Annotated in this window: 13 protein-coding genes; 6 read left to right on the top strand and 7 right to left on the bottom strand. The window is 41.5% G+C overall.

Annotation, left to right across the window (positions count from 1 at the left end):
• Positions 1-533: 533 nt before the first annotated feature.
• The 4 genes from DF182_RS05190 to DF182_RS05175 all read right to left on the bottom strand — a co-directional run bounded on the left by DF182_RS05190 (position 534) and on the right by DF182_RS05175 (position 4,231).
• Positions 534-1,403, bottom strand: a complete 870-nt coding sequence (locus tag DF182_RS05190; protein WP_113614599.1) for an AraC family transcriptional regulator — start codon at positions 1,401-1,403, stop codon at positions 534-536.
• 418 nt (positions 1,404-1,821) lie between these two features.
• Positions 1,822-2,460: an SCO family protein gene (locus DF182_RS05185; RefSeq protein ID WP_113616780.1), complete on the bottom strand. Its 639-nt coding sequence runs from the start codon at positions 2,458-2,460 to the stop codon at positions 1,822-1,824.
• Positions 2,461-2,804: 344 nt separating this feature from the next.
• Complete coding sequence (locus tag DF182_RS05180) at positions 2,805-3,437, bottom strand: hydrolase (protein WP_113614598.1); 633 nt, start codon at positions 3,435-3,437, stop codon at positions 2,805-2,807.
• A 47-nt stretch (positions 3,438-3,484) separates the two neighbouring features.
• Positions 3,485-4,231, bottom strand: a complete 747-nt coding sequence (locus DF182_RS05175; protein WP_113616779.1) for a M17 family peptidase N-terminal domain-containing protein — start codon at positions 4,229-4,231, stop codon at positions 3,485-3,487.
• A 390-nt stretch (positions 4,232-4,621) separates the two neighbouring features.
• Between DF182_RS05175 and DF182_RS05170 the strand changes: the two genes are divergently transcribed.
• From DF182_RS05170 to DF182_RS05160, 3 genes are all read left to right on the top strand, one after another.
• Positions 4,622-4,831, top strand: coding sequence for a hypothetical protein (locus DF182_RS05170; RefSeq protein WP_113614597.1), 210 nt, complete (start codon positions 4,622-4,624; stop codon positions 4,829-4,831).
• Positions 4,832-5,229: 398 nt separating this feature from the next.
• Positions 5,230-6,525, top strand: a complete 1,296-nt coding sequence (locus DF182_RS05165; protein WP_113614596.1) for a hypothetical protein — start codon at positions 5,230-5,232, stop codon at positions 6,523-6,525.
• 37 nt (positions 6,526-6,562) lie between these two features.
• Positions 6,563-7,027, top strand: coding sequence for a hypothetical protein (locus DF182_RS05160; protein WP_113614595.1), 465 nt, complete (start codon positions 6,563-6,565; stop codon positions 7,025-7,027).
• A 262-nt stretch (positions 7,028-7,289) separates the two neighbouring features.
• Here DF182_RS05160 and DF182_RS05155 read toward each other — a convergent pair whose 3' ends face one another.
• The 3 genes from DF182_RS05155 to DF182_RS05150 all read right to left on the bottom strand — a co-directional run bounded on the left by DF182_RS05155 (position 7,290) and on the right by DF182_RS05150 (position 8,766).
• Positions 7,290-8,024: a hypothetical protein gene (locus DF182_RS05155; protein WP_113614594.1), complete on the bottom strand. Its 735-nt coding sequence runs from the start codon at positions 8,022-8,024 to the stop codon at positions 7,290-7,292.
• Positions 8,025-8,094: 70 nt separating this feature from the next.
• Positions 8,095-8,412: a hypothetical protein gene (locus DF182_RS32100; RefSeq protein ID WP_147243349.1), complete on the bottom strand. Its 318-nt coding sequence runs from the start codon at positions 8,410-8,412 to the stop codon at positions 8,095-8,097.
• A 105-nt stretch (positions 8,413-8,517) separates the two neighbouring features.
• Positions 8,518-8,766 carry a winged helix-turn-helix transcriptional regulator gene (locus tag DF182_RS05150; RefSeq protein WP_161964063.1) on the bottom strand — a complete coding sequence of 83 codons (249 nt, stop codon included), beginning with the start codon at positions 8,764-8,766 and terminating at the stop codon, positions 8,518-8,520.
• A gap of 241 nt (positions 8,767-9,007) precedes the next feature.
• On the opposite strand from DF182_RS05150, the gene DF182_RS05145 reads away from it, so the two are divergent.
• The 3 genes from DF182_RS05145 to DF182_RS05135 all read left to right on the top strand — a co-directional run bounded on the left by DF182_RS05145 (position 9,008) and on the right by DF182_RS05135 (position 18,588).
• Positions 9,008-9,310: a YybH family protein gene (locus tag DF182_RS05145; RefSeq protein ID WP_113614592.1), complete on the top strand. Its 303-nt coding sequence runs from the start codon at positions 9,008-9,010 to the stop codon at positions 9,308-9,310.
• Between the two features lie 715 nt (positions 9,311-10,025).
• Positions 10,026-13,964, top strand: a complete 3,939-nt coding sequence (locus DF182_RS05140) for a hypothetical protein (protein WP_113614591.1) — start codon at positions 10,026-10,028, stop codon at positions 13,962-13,964.
• 31 nt (positions 13,965-13,995) lie between these two features.
• A complete protein-coding gene (locus DF182_RS05135; protein WP_161964062.1) occupies positions 13,996-18,588 on the top strand; it encodes a DUF6443 domain-containing protein in 4,593 nt (1,530 codons plus the stop codon).

Genomic DNA, 18,588 nt, shown 5'->3' with positions numbered 1-18,588 from the left:
AGTTTTTTTTGAAAAACAATTTTGTTGATGTAACTATTCCATTCTTTAATTTAGAAAAACAATACCGGTTACAATAGCTTGGACAGCACAAGTAGTAAGCAGAACAACAAGATTCCGAAGGCTATCCTGTTAACTACAACGATTATCTCAATTATACCTGATTTCGTCAAGTTTTCAAATCTGGAAAATATATTCAAAAGTTTCATTGCTGGTCATTTTTAAAATGAATGAGGCTTTCTAATTAGCGCCTATAAAGCTCTTTAGTATATTGATGATATGGTCATATTGCAGTATGACTATTAAGAAAAACAGTATCAGTAATATTACCTTTACAAGAATTCTGCTGCGGCGAAATTTTTTTTCATTTCTTTTTATGACTTCATTGGTTTCCATATACCATTTTTTAAATAAAAATTAATTGAGATTGAGTTTAACAATAGCGGGTTTCTTTACAACACTAATGCTGCTGCCTGATCTTACCTGTACCCGGATGCTTATTTTTTCGTTTGTTGAATGACTGTTCATATGTGTAATTACGGATGGTTTTTCCTGAAGTTCTCAGGCGTCATGCCTGTATTCTTTTTGAAAAAAGTAATGAAATAAGAAACGCTTTCAAACTCCATCTCTTTGGCTATTTCTGCGACTGAACGAGTGGAATAGTGCAATAAACGTTGAGCCTCGATAGTTATCCTTCTCCGGATTAATTCTCCGCCGGATAGGCCCTTATATTTCTTACATATTTTGTTAAGGTAGTTCGTCGTGATATTTAACTGCTCCGCATAGAATGAAGGCATTTTATGCGCTATAAAATGAGCATCCAACAGTAATTGGAACTGCCTGATTTTTTCTTCTTTGTTATTCCGTTTTTCATTTGTCACAACCGGATTGAATTGTCTGTCCAGTTTACAGAGAAGAATGTTTAAAAACGATCGCAGTACGCTGTCTGTATTTTTTTGCCGGCGATTAAACTCCTCAAGTATATGTCCGCAAAGTAGTTTCCACTCAGAAGCCCTGCTTTCTCCGAGGCGTACATAATTACTATTCCCTTCATTCATGAAGGAAAATTGGAAAAGTGCATTGTTGTTATACCTTAATGAAAAAAAGTCTTCTGTAAAAAAAATAACTGTACCGCTGGCCGTTCTGTTGACGTCTATACTGAATACACTGCCAGGTTTGACAAAAATGATTTTGGGTCGGTCCATCCGGATTGTAACACCATCAATTACCGCGTTGCCCTGTGCATTTTCAATGCACAGTAAAATAAAGAACGATTGCCTGTGGGGCCGTTCCAGCAGCGGGTACTTTTCAAGTATACCTTCAAGACTGCCAATCCAGAAAACGTCATTGCCTGCCCCCAACATGTTCGGTGACAAAACAGCTATTTCGCTGAATTTCATACTCATGTAGTAGCTTAATAATGTGAATTACAATAAATGATTGGCTATATCATTCGGACCGGAGGTTTGAATACCTGCGAGAGATGTAAATGTGGGAAGTGAGGCGATCTATAGTCGCAAAAGGAAAATGGGTTTTCAATGGAAAGGGGTTGTTCTGTCATGCTTGTATTACGCACACAGAATAATGTGATCTCCTTATATTTAATATCAGGTGATTTTTCCTGCCTGTTTTCATTCTCATTTAACCTGCGTTCCAGAAAACAAGCGCCCCGACAAACGGGGATCAGGTCAAATCTATTTATGCAGACAGTCGCAGCAATACGATCTCTGTTTAGATAAAATGCGGCAACAATCCAGCAATTACCTGTACCTTGTACAAGCATTATACATAAAAGCAATATGGATATTAATCGCTTCAATCTGCTCAGGAAGGTTCTTTCAATAAAATATTGATATCGTTAATCAATCTATACGTCTCTTTTGGATTGGTACCATCATATACACCCCTGATATGTCTGTTCTTATCAATTAGAAGTAATCCGCCACTGTGAACATAACCGCCAGGCGCAGTACTGTCTTTGTAGGCATTTGAAAAGTATCCCTTCTCTGCCAGCTGTAAAATGCTATCCTGGTTTCCGGTTACAAACTTCCACTTTCTGTCGTCAATATGCAGGCTGCTGGCAAATGCTTTCAGCCTTGGAATAGAATCGCGTTCCGGATCAACAGTATGCGAGATAAAGCATATGCGGTCATTCCTGAGAAAGAAATCATGCGTTCTCTTCATTTCTGCCGTCATTTTAGGGCAAATACTGGGGCAGGACAGAAAAATGAAGTCTGCTACATAGATTTTACCTGAAAATGATTGGTTGTTCACCTCTGTACTATCCTGATCTAAAAAAGAAAAATGCGGAATGGTTGGGAAGGCAGAATCATAAACTATCTTTCCGTTAAACAATCGCTGTGTAATAACCGGTTCACCAAGTATTGGGAGCCTTACCTCCGGACGCCGGCAGCCTATTGAAAGAAAAAATACGACACCTATTAATATACCAATGACTTTCATCTTCTTTTCTTTTAAATCTGCCTCTTTCTTATAAGCCTTCAAGACATAAAATACCAGAGGCTTTTTCCTGCAGGAGAATCAAACCGGCAGTTGCCATTTTTCCTGTCACTATAATATCTTGTTCTGGTAAGGCCAGCAGCATTACAGCGATGGGTATAAACGTCCGCAAAATTATACCTAAAAAAGGGGTTTATATAAAAATAAAAGGGACAATAATTTAGACAATCGGTTATTTTTCGGCCCCGGCTCTCAAAAAAAGAAATGAGCCGTCACTGCCTCCAGGTGAATATGATACATCCGTTTCCCCTTTATCGACCTGCAATTTATGAAATTCCAGTATCGAGCTACCACCGCAGCGTCTCTACAAAAAACGATCCGTTTTCCATTAGCGCCTCAAAGAATACGGGTTTGGTATTCAGTCTGTTCCAATCTCTTTGCAGTTCGCATATATACTGTGTAACGGAAGATAACTGTACACCGGCTTGTTCCATTCTTCTCAGTGCTGTTTCATGTGCGATCTTCGAGGTACCGCCAACCGCATCTACAATTGTATATACCTCGTATCCCTCCTTTAGAAGATCCAGTGAAGGGAAACTTAAACAAACTTCCGTCCACAACGCGCAAATGACAAGCTTCTTTTTTCCAAGCGCTTTTACAGCATCCTGAAAATCTTTGTCTTCCCATGAGTTTATAGTCGTTCTATCGATTTCTTGTACATCCGGTAAAACCGTTTTAATATGCTTGATAGTGGGTTTATTGATTCCACTTTCTACATTAACAGTGGAAAGAATGGTGGGAACATTGAATCCTTTGGCGACTTTAACAACAGTTACAATATTCCTGACCAGTTCCTCATGATCCATAGATTTTATGGAATTTACCTGTAATGGCTGATAGTCAATAAGGATAAGCGCTGAATTCTCCGGGGAAATCAGATGGTCTGTTTTAGGATCTCTAATGGGGGTGATGCTGCTCATTTTTGATTAATTTTAATAAATTAATTACATGATGCTTTTTATCGTAATCAATGACTAAAAGAGGCTATTGCTTCCTTTATCCCTTCGCCGGCAACTTCAAAAAATGCCGGGCCTGCCAGCAGATAAACTTCTTTTAAAGGCTTGAATTTTGTAAGACCGCGTGATTTTAAAAGGTTTTGCAGCTTGTATTCGTTCACAATTCCTTTCACAACATTTCCTGCAACCAATGCTGTTCCGGAGGCTATCCCTGCATCTTTCAGGTCGCTGGCAAAGGCGAAGTTTCCCACGCCCAATTTCAATGCTTCGCGGGTGGCAATCCTGCCAACAGCCGTCATAATGTCTTCATTAAAATTATCTCTGTTTCCTAAACCAATCAATAGTAATTTTTTTCCAGGAATTGTCCCTTTCGGAAGGTCCAGGTAAAAAGTTTCCAGAAAATGTCCGTCAAACTCCCGGTTCTTTCTGAGTTCGGTTAACCGCCCCTTCAAAGCTTCATCTAAATGTACTAACCCGTTCGATGCAGCGGGTAACGCCGGAGGAGATTTAAAAATATCATCTTCTGTATATTCAAACACACAGGCGACCTGCAAATCAGCAACGGCGGAAGATGGCCCATATACCAAACCGGTGAATTTTACGCCGTCAACCGTTCCCCATGTTTTTGAGGTTCCTATTGCGATTGTATGCTCATTAGCTGTCGTTGTGGTTTGCTGTGCAAGCCCATTGCTTGCTGAAAGTGTGAGTGATAAAGCAAGTATTCCCTTTGTGAAGAACTGGAGTTGTTTAATTGTCATCGTTATAAAATTAGAGACTAAATTAAAATACCCAACATCAGCTGCTAAAAAATCCACTGCGTTTATAGTACAGTGTATACCTAAAATTAAAAAATTGGAGCCATAAAACCTCTATTTTTATTTATACAGTTTTTGAGTCATCCCCAAAACAAAACTGGCCAAACAGTGTTTAAACCGATTGGCCAGTGAAGTGCCCCTGGTGGAAGGGTGTCGAACCAATTTTTATTGATATTTACACAGCATCAAACCTCCGACTCAGGAGGAACGACAATTTAGAAATATAAACAATGATGGAAAACAGAACCTTCTTGCCTGGCATCATATAGTTTGGGGTGCCTGCTCTCAAAAGTATGGGAAACGTTTTTTCAATAGCCTTTTAAAACCAAATCTTTGAAAAAGATTAAAATCGTTTTTGCGGCGCTTTTCGCTGTTGTTGGTATTGGTGGTATTTATGCAACTATTCATGAGAGATCTGCTAACAGAATGGGTACCCTATTTAACTGGTATACCTGCAACGGTTATCGTACACTGCCGATTTTTACTTTCATGGCAACTAGTGATGCTCAAAAGTATAGCGGCTGTCTGCATGAAGGAAATTAAGTTATAGGCTATTCATCTCCCTTTTTCTACTCTCTTTATTAACAGGACAATTTAATTCTTTTCAAGGCACCTTGTTTTTAAAAAAAACAAGGTCTTTGTTATCAAACATCCAAAGATTCAAATATGCTGACTGACAAGATAAAGATTGTCGACCAAAGTCATGATTTCCATATAAAATATTCGGACATGCTGTGTGTTTTCAGGAATCGGGAATATGATCGATTGTTGGGTATTATACGCGACAGCGTGAAAATATAACTTTCAGATCATTGTCCATTGATTGTTTCTTTATATCTTCATCTTCCCACCACTTAATACAATTTCAATACAATTAACTCTGTATTTTATTTAGCAGCTTACGAACTATTTATTTCTATTCCTCACCCAAAAGCAAAACTATGTCTCGTAAATTGTCGGCCTGGCCGCTGGTTGTCGTAATTATTATTACGTTCTTCTCATGCCAGAAAGGAGCTCAAGTACCATCAGAGCCTGAAAACCCAATAGAGGTCGCTAAAAGCTATTTTGAAAGTAATGTAGTAAACCTAAAAAGAGATCAGCTCAACCAAAGCAATAAATTTGGCTTTGATGTAAACCCAATCTGGGAACGAGCAAAAGTAAAAAAGATTCAATCCTATGAAACAGTAATAGTTCCACTGGTTTATACTTCCAGGATTTCAACCTCAAGTAATGGTGGACAAACTAAGCGCATTTTCAGATCTTATCCCTTTTTGTCAATCTTCAGGAATAAATCGGGTAAAATGACAGCTGAAGTTGTCTACGAAATTCTGTCTGATAACAACCCTAAAGAGGTATTTGACGGAAATATTGTTGTCACGGACTGGGAAGGCAATATTAAACGAAGCTTTCTCTATAATAACGGTAAAGTCAGCAGAACACAGGTTTCTAAGTCTGACAGGTCTGTTATAAATGAAACAGTTACATGTACTGTTACAGATTACTATCAGGATGTCTATATCGGTGGGGTATATCAGGGCACTACCTATTTATACACCAAAACAATGTGCATTGATGATGGTGGTGGTGCTCCTGGTGGAGGTGGCCCCGTTGGTGGTGGTGATCCTGATTATGGAGGAGGAAGCTCTCCTGATGATTCCAATATAGCGCCCGTCGTAGATGCTCCTCCTGGTGATAAAATTGTAAATATTAAAGACTATATCAAATGCTTTAATTCAAGCAGTGGCGCTAAAGTCACCATATATGTGGAACAACCTAAGCCAGGTACGAGAGCAACCCATAATTGGATGAATCCCGGGCATACATTTGTCTCTATAGAACAAACTGTAAATGGACAAGTCATCAGGCGCAGCCTGGGATTTTATCCCGGACAGTCTGTAGATCCATTTGCCAATCCATCTACGGCAAGCGCTTTAGTGGATAATTCAACACATGAATACAATGTGAATATTAGTGTAAATGCAACTCCGACACAATTACAAAATGTATTGTCTATCATCAGTAATTTCAGAGCGGTGTATAATCTCAATACTTATAATTGTACAAATTTTGGTATCGACATTGCGAATGCTATTGGGCTGAATGTACCTTCCACAAAAGGATCATGGCCTAATGGTGGTGGCTGTAATCCCGGGGATTTTGGTGAAGACATAAGAAAATTACCGGGAGCATCAGGAATAAGTGCTAACGCCCCGCTTAATACGGGATCATGCAATTAGATACTTATAAAATCATATAATTGAAAAACTTTCATCTATGAAAATTATTCTCAGGGCTCTCATGATTTTGGGTATAGTGCCTACACTTACGTCGGCCAATAGTCAATCTCTTCCACCATCTGAAGTCATAAAAGGCTTTCTTGCAAATCTTCAGTCCAATAATTGGACAGTTGATACTATCATTGCAAAATATGTCATTTTTAAACCTGTAAATAATAAGAATATTTCAACAGACGAAAGAAAGAGAATCTTAAAGGATGCATTGGAGTATGTAAGTGCCGAGTTGAAAAATAAAGAAATTAATGTAAATGATTTAGTAATTGAAAGATATAATGATGCCGATCCGTCATTGAAGAGAATGATAATACCACCGGATGAGGCCTTGCAAACCTACATTGCAATTGACAAGAAAAAGGGCTATGTCAGGTATTTTCTTATTGAAGGGAAGGAAATTAAGTCGTTTACAACTTTCAAAGAAGGCAAGGTATTTATAGTGCTTTAGTATGAATGAATGTGAGCGTCTTTTTTGAGTATCAGAAGAAATGCCATTTTTGACACTCACAGAAAATAAAATAGGGTTGTAGATTATATCTACAACCCTATTACGTATCCCTTAGTGGAAGATTATCGAACCAAATAGTATTGATACTAAAGAAGTCGTCTGATTTTGGACATTTATTAACAGTATTGTACGACTAAAATAATCAGTAAAGCCTAAAAAAGGAACTTCGCCTGGCTACAGGTCCGGATTTTATCTACATATTTTATCGGAGATAGGTAAAATTCAGTGAATCCATCAATGAATTAGTCCCCTCGAAAACGGAGTACACTTCGGCACTTACCGGATAATTACGTTCATTGTACTTATATCTGGAAATTTGATGTGGGGAATATCCTCCATTAGGATCTTCTGATTTTTCATCTATTATATTATTGCCAGACAGATATTTCGCTGGATCTTCCCATTTCTTGGTTCCTACGGGTATATCGCGTAGTGGGTTAATTTTATCATCATACTGGTAGTTCTTGACATAAAACAACTTACCATCTTTATTATAGCAGTCTATTCTGATCAGATTCATGCCATCCCAGGTTAGTTTATCGACTCCGGAATACACCTTATCGCTACCCAGGTATATGCGTGATTCAATCATCCTGTGCTGGTCATCATATACATTCTTAGTGTCAACAAAACTGAGATTTCCTGCAGAATCGTAGCTGGCATCGAACTTTACACCCCCAAATGTTAAGGATGCAAGTTTTGCATTATCATATGCGTACAGCGCATCCCAATTTAAGTATGGTCCGATAATAGTAAAGTTGGCAGTTCGTTTAATGGTCATATCAGCATTATATTCCATGATGGTACTATCATAATTACCTTTTAATAAAGCCAGATACATCTTATTCTGAGAAGGCTTTGGGGGGGTATCGGAAGATTTAGAGCAGGATACAGCCACAGCTGAAACAATGGCCACGGCCAATAATATTCCTTTCATAGGTCAAATTATTTGTTGCGGCGCAAAGCTAATAGCATTTCGATCAATTATATCTTATTGAGTATAAATCTTATACAGAAAATAGGACATGAATACTTTGATGCAGAAAGGTGATATTTGCGTATATCTGAGCAAATGCAAAAGATGTGGTAAACCCATTACAGGCATAGTTGCCATTATTTTCTTTTATCAGGACTCCGTGGCCGGCTTTGAGAAAGCCATCGGTTATTTTCAGTCCACCATTCACTTGTAATGCTGTTGTGCGATCGTCAACAGCATTGTTGATTAAAAAGCGGGTACAGTTACAAAGTGTTTGTCCTTTAGCGTGATAACAAGACAAGATTGTAGTGAGTAAAACAGGGATCGTTTTCAGGGATACTTTTTTCATATTATAGGTATTAAGTTTTAAAAGTTTATATAGGATTCACCATTATGCTTCTTGTCCCAATCTTCCATTTCAAGGATTATTTTTTAAGCGTCCTTCCGTAAGGCCTTATGAAATATTCAATATAACAGGTGTCCCATCATACACTGTACGGTTTACCAGTTGGTTCATTTCAAGCCGGCGTAGTTCCTTGGTAAGCATTTTAGGAGTAACCCTGTGGATATGATTTTGTAAATCTTTAAATCTTCTTTTTTCAAACATCAGTAGCATGATAATTTGCAGCTTCAATTTGCCACTTAAAATATCCAGCACATCCCTGATAGGAAGGATTGAAAGGGCACATTCTTCTATTGACACCTTCTTCATTTATTTAAGCTTTAGTTGTAAAAGTCACTATACTTTGGGGACTACTATCTTTTGTAAAGTAAGTGTAGATAGTTTTGAAGTGTTGATGAATCAGAGATTTATTTTCAACAAGAACACAAATCTATTCACAAATAGCAAAAATAAAAATGACAGAGGAAGCGCCAAAAGTAACAACTTCGCATAAAACAACGGAGGTATTCATCTATTACTTCAACCAGGGTAATTTGACAACTTGATAGATGCATATTATGAGAAAAATGCTGTTATTGCTGAGAGTCCGGGTAAGACTGCTCAGGGAGCAACATTAAAGAGTGCGTTGGAACCGTATTTTGCTTTGAATGGAAAAATATCAGGAGCAACAAGGCACACATTGATAAATGAAGATATAGCATTGTTTATTCTTGACTGGGCAGTTGACTATACAGATGAGAAGGGAAATCCTGCGAAATATTCCGGAACATCAACAGATGTGGTTCGTAAAGGTGCAGATGGAATATGGTGTTGTATGATTGACAACCCACACAATATAAAATAGACAACAAATGCTCCCGGCTCAGGAAATGGACTATTCTGGGATTTGCACTGTGACCCTGATAAATCCATAGCCTCAAATGAAGAAACCATTTTAAACGTCATCATCCGGGAGGAATTTGCCCAAAGCCGGATTGATATGTAGTATATATAACAGACCTGGTATCATACTGGGCCTGTTCCTGAAAGTTGCCCACCAGTTTCGGTTTGCCAACCAAATAGCTGAGTGAAAAAGCAGATATCAACAGATCAAGCATTATTTTTCATTTTGTCTCGCCAGTTTTTTTTTATTTCTTCGCATGGAATAGTGGATGTTGAACCCACCCTATACAACTAGCCATGCGTCTGAATTATTTGAACGGAAATACCCTTGCCTCAGCCAAAGGCAGCAAATTACCCATAGCAGAAGTGAAAAGAACAGTACTTCGATACCTATTGAACAAACAAACAATAGTTAGCCTGTTTAATGTGCCCAGCATATTGAAGACCCTTTTACTATGGCCACATGGTTATGTTTCTTTTAGTTATTTACAGGGCATCATTTCCTTTTCTGAATAGATTCCGGACTAAGGAGTTTAGTCGCAGAATTTTTTACCTGGTTAATGAATACAGGTAAAGAGACTGTTTTAGCGGTAGAACAAAAGAACATGCACTATCTTCTTTTACGGGAAAGAGGATAGTGTTGATAAGAATTTTGTCCCGAATTACAACCGTAACTTATGAGAGCATTTACAAGGCTGTTTCTTGCCTGTCTTATTTTCTATGTGCCACTTATAGCTACCGCCCAGGATGCCACGCCGTCTGGGACGGCGGACGGAGGGGGAACCCTGGCGCAGAAAAGGGGAGTTAGTATTCCCGTTGATCTTTTTACAGGGATACCAAAAATCAGTGTGCCGATTTTTACGTATAAAAAAGGCTCCCTGAATGTGGATGTCGGTCTGAATTATTTTTCTGGAGGCGTCCAGGTACAGGAAAGCGCCAATGAGGCTGGCTTAAGCTGGAACCTGGTGGCAGGTGGCGCTGTTACGAGATCTGTAAGAGGTGTGCCGGATGATTATCCGCAATTTGGTTATATAGATATGCCAGCTATCCCGGCTACCATGGCAGATAGTATCCGGCTAAAGTATTTTAACCGGGAGCAGGATGGCCAGGCAGACGCATATACTTATAGCTGTAATGGTATTGCCGGAAAATTCATGATAGGAAAGGACCGGAAGGTTAGGATGGCGGAGCAGAAGAACATACAGATTATTCCTGAATTTACACAAGGTAATCCTGCATACACATTGACTGGATTTACCATTATCACTGCAGACGGGACCTCTTACGAATTCAGGGATATGAGTATGGATAAAATACTTGTAGTCCACGGAACGGAGGTATTTAATAACCAGTATTATCCGACTGCCTGGAATCTTACAAGAATAATAACACCGTTTAATGAAGATACGGTTACTTTTAAATATAAATGGTATGATTCCGATAAGAATGATGCCTACTCAGAAACCCTGACGCTGGAGCCTACGTTGCTTACTTATACACATTCTGGCGGTAGAAACCAGAGTTATACACGTCATTATGCAAAATTGCAGGAAATCGCTATGCCGGATGGTCAGGTGCTTTCTATAGAACGTGGCCAGCGGCCGGATGATGGGGAAGAAGCACTGAAATTTATTAAGGTTTATAACAATGGACGCCTTGCCGACAGTTACCGGTTTGATTATGTCACTTATGACGTCCGGCAGAAGACCTGGATCAATTTCTATAACTTTGATCCAAGTTCCGGTACCTATATTTCCTTTTTAAGGCGTATTGTAAAATTGTCACCCCTGGGCCAGTTACCACAGTACACATTCTCTTATAACACCGACTATCTTCTACCTGGCAACGTAGGGATGCTTTTCAATAATTTTTATCTGTTGACACCTGAGATAGGTAGAAATTCAAGGGACCATTGGGGGTTTTATAATGGAAAGGCCAACAGAACGGCTATTCCGGCGCTAACAGGAGTCGATGGGGGAGACAGAGAACCCTCTGCCACTTATGTACTGGCCGGGAGTTTGAAAAAGATGATTTATCCCAGTGGAATGGTCCGTGAGTTTGATTTTGAATCACATGACAGAGCCAGCGTAATTCCGTCAGCAGAAGCGGTATATGTTAGTGCAAATGCGCCCGGAACTTATACCCTTGGTCTGAACCAATATTATACTAGTAAACACAGCTTAAATATTCGTTTCGACCCCGGCGCCGACTTGTCTGAAGCTCCCCCGCTAAACTGTAGCTGGTCATTTGCATTGAAGAACAGTAGTGGTCAGCTGATAGAAAGCAGGACTTATAGCTATCAAGCGTTGTATAATGGAGGGAGCGCGGTATGGGAATTGAATGTTCCGTCTGGTGATTATAGGCTGACGGTGCAGAAATCCGGCGCATGCACTTTGCCGATGGAGTCATCAGTGGTGGTAAGCTGGAATAACAACGTGACAAACGGCCAGAAGCTAATAGGCGGAGGCATTAGAATAAAAAAGGTAACAGATTTTCCTGCCAATAGCAGCGCGCCTCCTGTAGTGACGAATTACAGATATGTTGCCGCAGATGGCGTTACTTCGTCCGGATATATGGCGGAATATCCCAACTATGAATACCATCGCCCGATCGTTTACTCTGATGGGAAGATGCGTGACGTAAGGATCGTTTCATCAGATCCGGTGAACAATCTCAGTTATGCCTCCGGTAATCCTATCGGATATAACAGGGTGGAGGTCTTTCAGGGAAAATCACCATCCGACAACGGAAAAACCGTGTACGAATTCAGTGATTTTCGTGACATCAACTTTAACCCGGTAAAGAATTCTTACCCTTATCTGCCGATAGATAAGGCAGATTGGGGATTAGGATTGCTGAAAAAAGTAAGTGTTTACGATTACATGGGTTCCTTAAAGAAAGAGACGGTTAATACTTTTAATATTATTCAAAGCCAGCTTAAAGAGGCTAATACTACATCTGCGCTGATTTCTCATACAAGCAGCGGGTATATTACCTATGAAACCAAAAATCTCCAGACGGGCCTTTATTACCCGGTTACTGGCAGAACAGAACTGACTAAAACAACCGAAACCAGTTATCCTACGGGATATACGGTTAAGGGGGTGACGAACAGCATTTCCTATACCTATAGCCCCGTGCATTTTGGTATCACCAAAATGGTACAGGACCTGGATAATGAAAAAGGTCTGAGTATCGAAAAAAGACTATATTATAATACAGATTACACGATTTCAACAGGTACGTTCCCTGTCTTCAAAACAAAAGGGATTACTCAACTGATATCCACGGAAGAATGGATCGTTGGTGACAATAATCCGCGTATGACGGGTGGCAATATCACGGAATTCCAGTCTTTCCATAATATTCTGCGCCCTTACCGGAACTACGAGTTTGCCGCCAATGCCCCTGTGCCATTATCCGTAGCTGGAGTCTTTGATCCTGCTACGCTGGTAAGAGGTACCAATCTCTATAGCCTAAACAGCATATTATCTCAATACGATGAAAAAGGCTTTTTACAGACCATGCAAAAGGATGGTGTGGTCACCTCAATGATGTTAAGCACGGATAAACAAATGCCGGTAGTGAAAGCGGAGAATGCCGCTTATAACGGTATTGCCTATACTGGTTTCGAAAGTGCGGAGAAAGGAAGTTTCTCTTATGCCGGCGTTCCGGAGAAGGATATTACCGCTGTAACCGGAGATTACATATACAATCTGGCCACTGGTGCCATTACCAGGAGCAATATTTCTCAGGCTGTGCCCTACATCATGAGTTTCTGGTATAAAGGACCTGAACCAGTTGTGTCTGGCGCCACTAAAACCGTTTCCTCAGCAAATAGTCAGACAGGATGGGTTTTTAATGAATATAAAATCACACAGTCAGCCATCAATATTTCAGGTGTTGCAAAACTGGACGAAGTAAGATTGTTACCTGCAAATGCCAGCATGGAAACAAGAACTTATGACCCGCTGGTTGGGATTACATCTGAATGCGCCCCGGACAACAAAGTGAGATATTATACTTATGATTCCCTGAAGAGGCTCATCCTGGTGAGGAATGAGAACCGTGAAATTATTCAGAAAAAAGAGTATACCATGAACGGGCTGCTTAATACGAATCCTGTTTGGGATACTACAGGGGAATTCCGTTGTCAGACCGATGCTGATGGTATCACCGGATATCAGGAAGTACAGCTCACGGATATCAATACAAACAGTGCCTCCTGGGGCGCCCTTAAATGGGTGGTAACGGGAAAAATAGGCTGTACGCCACAGCCCAGATATGAGTACACCGGCCGCAAACGCTGTGTCACCAGTTTTGGTGTTAATATAGGCACTTTTGAAAAGGAGAGAAAGGATGTTAACCCCCATTCCGCTACTTATGGCATGTACAGCTGGGAATACGGAGGCGCCGATGAAACCTTATGTCCTGTTCCTGTGGTTTGTGAGGGAGAAGGTAAGAAAATGATTAACGGGAAATGTGAAACCGGAAGGAGGGTAATCATTGAATCAGAACCCGAAAAGACCGGCTGGCGCTGCGTTTATCGATATGAGTTTTCGGATGGCAGCGTTTCAGATTTATATGATATGTATTCTCCATCACCCTGTATGTAAACCTGTACGTTCATTAAGCGGATCTTCTTCTATGAAATCAATATTTATTCCTGTTGCGATTACCCTTTTGTCAACAACCACATTCGTTCGTGGGCAGAATAAACCAAATGGTGTAACGACACCTGCTGCTGCGACACCTGATACATTGCCGCGGAGTTTTGACAACACCACTGCAGTGAGCCTTGAACGTATCTATACGCCTGTAAAGCCCATTACCAGCCCCGTGGCGATTACGATGCAAAGCAGTGTCAATGATGTGAGGATTGCAACGACCTATACAGACGGTATGGGACGGCCACTGCAGACAATATTAAATAAGCTCTCCCCGGGTCAGAAAGATCTGGTGTATATGAATACGTACGACGCTATGGGAAGGGAATCACAAAAATTTCTGCCGTATGCCGCCTCCGGTGATGACGGGCTGTTTAAACAAAACGTTTACCAGGAAGCCAAACAGGCCAATGAGACGTTGTTCCCCGGTGAACAGGTGCACTACGGTAAAAGTTACTACGACCGGTCTCCCCTGGAGATGGTTATGAAAGCTACTGCTCCTGGCAATTCCTGGGAAGGTAGTCAACGCGGTACTTTCATCACACAACGGACCAACACGGTAGCTGACTCTGTTCGCCGATGGGCCATTACTTCGCCCGATATCAGCGCCATACCCATATCTTCCGGAATTTATGGGGCCGACCAGTTGCTGGTACAAACAGAAACAAACGAACAGAATCAGGTAACCGTCAAATACATAGATCAGAAAGGCCGCGTGATCCTTTTTCGCAGAAAAGTAACTGCTACGGCAGGCCCGGGCCATATTGGCTGGCAGTCGACTTACATGATATACGATGAAGTGAACAACCTGCGCTTTACCATCAGTCCCAAAGCGGTAGTACAGATCATGGGGAATTGGCTGCTGGATAGTGATACCTTGCGCAACGAGCTGTGTTTTCAGTATCAGCTGGACGATAAAAAGAGAATAGTAGCGATGGTCACCCCTGGTGCCGGGCTGACAGAAATGGTATATGATAGCAGAGGCCGTATTGTTTATAGCCGTAAAGCTAATTTAAAAGATAAGGGTTGGCAGGTAAACTATTATGATGGACTCGACAGACAAATAAAAACCGGGTTTTATAACCAGGCCAAAACCCGTGCCCAGCTGCAACAGGCAATGGATGATCTGGGCGGCTCCGCATTGCAGGAAAATAAGGTGTTGTCACAGACGGATGACATGACGGTGTCCAGTCGGGACATCAGCATTAATACCTATAAAGCGGGCAAGTCAATTACCTTTGTAGATGGTTTTGAGACATCTCCAGGTGATAATATGGATGCATTTATTGATCCTGAAAGTACCAATGGGACCTACTCGGATATTGTGGTGAAAAACCCTGCTCCTCCTGAAGATAATGTGGAATGGTTGTCTTATGCTTTTTATGATGATTACAGCTGGTCAGGCGCTTCCTCGTTTCAGGGAAGTTATACATCCCGGCTGACAGATGGTGGAAATCCCAATGCAGATATGGATTTTAATGCTGCTGCCGTTCGCGGAAAAATGACTGGAACAAAAACACGGGTGTTGGGTACGGACCAATGGCTGACAACTACGGTATATTATAATGCCAGAGGAAGGGCTATACAAACAATTGCTGACAACGTGACCGGCGGTAAGGATATTTCCACCAATCTGTATGATTTCAATGGAAAAATGCTCAGCAATTACCTGGCGCACAGTAATCCGCGCAGTGTGCTCACTCCAACTACTTCCATGTTGTCTGTTGTTAAATATGACCATGCAGGAAGGATAATGGAGATCAGAAAAAGACCCAACGACAATGCCGCCATGGAACGGGTGATCGTACAGCAGGAATATAACAGTATGGGGATGCTGAGGAAGAAGACACTGGGGATTCAATCGGATGGCAGCACATTGGACAGTCTGGTGTATGACTATAATATCCGTGGCTGGCTGACAGGGATCAACAAAAATTACGTGAATACCGATAATAGCGGGATGAACAAATTTGGGGAGATATTGAGTTATGATATCGGGTTCGATGTTCCTCAATACGGTGGCAACATTGCAGGTATCCGGTGGAAAGGATGGAATGATAAGGTCGCGAGGGCATATGGATATACCTATGACAACCTTAATCAACTGGTAAACGCTGATTTTAATCAACAGAATACCCCCGGTGCTGCCTGGACAAAAGATAAAGCGGATTTTACGGTGAGCGGCCTGGAATATGATCCCAATGGTAATATTACCGCGATGTCCCAACTGGGCTTAAAAGGTAATACGATTGCTCCTGTAGATAAACTGACTTATTCCTATACGGCAACGTCCAATAAGTTACAGGGGGTAATAGATGCTGCAAATGATGTTAATTCAGCATTGGGGGATTTTAAAGATGCCAATGGCACAAACCCGATTGATTACGATTACGACGCCAGCGGTAACATGACGAAAGACCTCAATAAGAACATTACCAGCATTACCTATAATATTCTTAACAGGCCCGAATTGATTACGGTGGCAGGGAAAGGTACCGTACGGTATTTTTACGATGCTTCCGGTCAGAAGGTAAGGAAAACGGTAACGGATAATAGTAAATCAGTACCGGTAATTACGACAACAGATTATGCCGGGGGGATCATTTACAAGAACGATAGTTTGCAATTTATCGGTAATGAAGAAGGCCGGATCAGAGCGATCTATAAATCAGGCACTCCTGTTTCCCTTGTCTATGATTATTTTGAGCGGGACCATCAGGGGAATGTACGGATTGTCATGACCGAACAAACCGATGTTCAGTTGTATGCTGCTACGATGGAAACCTCTGCAGCACCTGTTGAAAATGCGCTGTTCAGCAATATCGACGCAAGCCGCGTAGCAAAACCCGCTGGTTATCCGGAAGATAATACAACGGCCAAAAATGCTTTTGTAGCAAGATTAAATGGCCGCTCCGGAGGGCAAAAGGTAGGGCCGTCGCTTGTATTGAAGGTAACAGCCGGCGATACTGTCCAGATTATGACCAAGGCGTTTTATAAGTCAGGCGGGCCCCAGCAACAGAAAGCCGGTGCCATGCCGGAAGAAATGTTAACGGCTTTGGTGAATAACTTCAATGGACCGGGCGGAACGCCGGATATACATACCGGAACGGAAAGCAGCAACTCGCCATTCGGTTCAAAATTCACATCTAAAGATTATGAACGGCTGGTAAACGAAGCCCCTGGCAAAGATCCTGATGCAGCAAACAGACCCCGGGCATACTTGAATTACGTGCTTTTCGATGACCAGTTTAATATGGTAGATGCGAACAGCGGTGTTAAACAGGTAAAGGAAGAGGCAGACCAGCTGCAAACCCTGGGAACTGATAAAATGCCGATTACTAAGAGTGGTTTCCTGTACGTATATACCAGCAACGAAAGTCAGCAGGATGTTTATTTTGATAATTTAATGCTTGGTGTATCTTTAGGCCCCGTAATAGAGGAAACGCATTATTACCCATTTGGTGTGCAAATGGCGGGTATTTCCAGTGATGCGTCCTCCCCTGCACTGAAAAATAGTTTCAGGTACGACGGCGGCGCCGAATGGGAAAGCGAGTTGGATGTGAATCAGTATAGCACCTTCTATAGGAAATATGATCCGCAGATAGGCAGGTTCCTGGGAGTAGATATATTAGCTGGTTCAGTTAGTGATTTTTCCCCTTATAACTATGCATTGAACAATCCGGTTCTCCTGAATGATCCATTGGGAGATGAGGTCACTGTACGCCAGATCATTGACAATATGCTTGATAATCCAGGATTTTCACATGGTGGGTCCTGGACGCCAACCGGTGGCTATGAAGCATTCGGTAATGAAACCACCGAGTTTACCCAGGGCGCTATGTTAATTTCGCAGTTTAACTTATGGGGCAGTTACGGATTTGCTTCCAACTATACACAGGCTGCGATAGGCTTCAACCAAGGACAGGCTGACAAAGGCAGTAATGAGCGGGTAAGTACAAGTGTGTATTTCCTTGCAGGGATAAAGGTCGTGCTAGGCAATAACGCTTCTTATTATGTAGCAGGGATACAGGTAGGATGGGAAATGTCAAAGGCGATGACGATGATTAACATAAACCAAATGCTAATGGTCCAAGGGTGGGCGAATACGGCAGGAGGTTGGGGGCAAAATGGAGCGTATACGGCAGAGACATTTCTCGGTTCTTCAGGAGGGGATAAAGCTAATAAAGTAGCAGGATCTACTGCTACAGCGCTGGGTATTCAGGAGTCCATGATGAAACTGGCTGCGACGACAAGCGGATTAGAAGAAGCCGAATTCTTTGGAAAAAGAGGCTTCCCAATGTACAAGGGGCTTGGTTTTGTTGGAAGAGGAGCATTCGTACTTCAATTAGGGGTCAGTGTAGTGCAAATACGTCAGCAATTGAAACGAACTGATGTTGATGCTACGACAGGAGACAAGACGTGGCATATCAGTAAGGCTGCACTAGATGCTGCTGTATGTGCTGCAACAATCTGGGGCGGGCCTGTTGGTATTGGTATTGGAGCTGTTTACTTCGTAGTGGACCAGGCTGGCGGTTTTAACTGGGCGCACGATAAAATAATGGGAAAGCATTAA

Source organism: Chitinophaga flava, from assembly GCF_003308995.1.
Classification (GTDB): Bacteria; Bacteroidota; Bacteroidia; order Chitinophagales; family Chitinophagaceae; genus Chitinophaga; species Chitinophaga flava.
This window is presented reverse-complemented; position numbering and strand designations above follow the sequence as displayed.

Bases quoted from the DNA above. Each gene is read 5' to 3' on its own strand.
- DF182_RS05180 (WP_113614598.1), bottom strand. From the start codon at position 3,437: ATGAGCAGCATCACCCCCATTAGAGATCCTAAAACAGACCATCTGATT.
- DF182_RS05165 (WP_113614596.1), top strand. From the start codon at position 5,230: ATGTCTCGTAAATTGTCGGCCTGGCCGCTGGTTGTCGTAATTATTATT.
- DF182_RS05140 (WP_113614591.1), top strand. From the start codon at position 10,026: ATGAGAGCATTTACAAGGCTGTTTCTTGCCTGTCTTATTTTCTATGTG.
- DF182_RS05190 (WP_113614599.1), bottom strand. From the start codon at position 1,403: ATGAGTATGAAATTCAGCGAAATAGCTGTTTTGTCACCGAACATGTTG.
- DF182_RS05175 (WP_113616779.1), bottom strand. From the start codon at position 4,231: ATGACAATTAAACAACTCCAGTTCTTCACAAAGGGAATACTTGCTTTA.
- DF182_RS32100 (WP_147243349.1), bottom strand. From the start codon at position 8,412: ATGAAAAAAGTATCCCTGAAAACGATCCCTGTTTTACTCACTACAATC.
- DF182_RS05185 (WP_113616780.1), bottom strand. From the start codon at position 2,460: ATGAAAGTCATTGGTATATTAATAGGTGTCGTATTTTTTCTTTCAATA.
- DF182_RS05135 (WP_161964062.1), top strand. From the start codon at position 13,996: ATGAAATCAATATTTATTCCTGTTGCGATTACCCTTTTGTCAACAACC.
- DF182_RS05155 (WP_113614594.1), bottom strand. From the start codon at position 8,024: ATGAAAGGAATATTATTGGCCGTGGCCATTGTTTCAGCTGTGGCTGTA.
- DF182_RS05160 (WP_113614595.1), top strand. From the start codon at position 6,563: ATGAAAATTATTCTCAGGGCTCTCATGATTTTGGGTATAGTGCCTACA.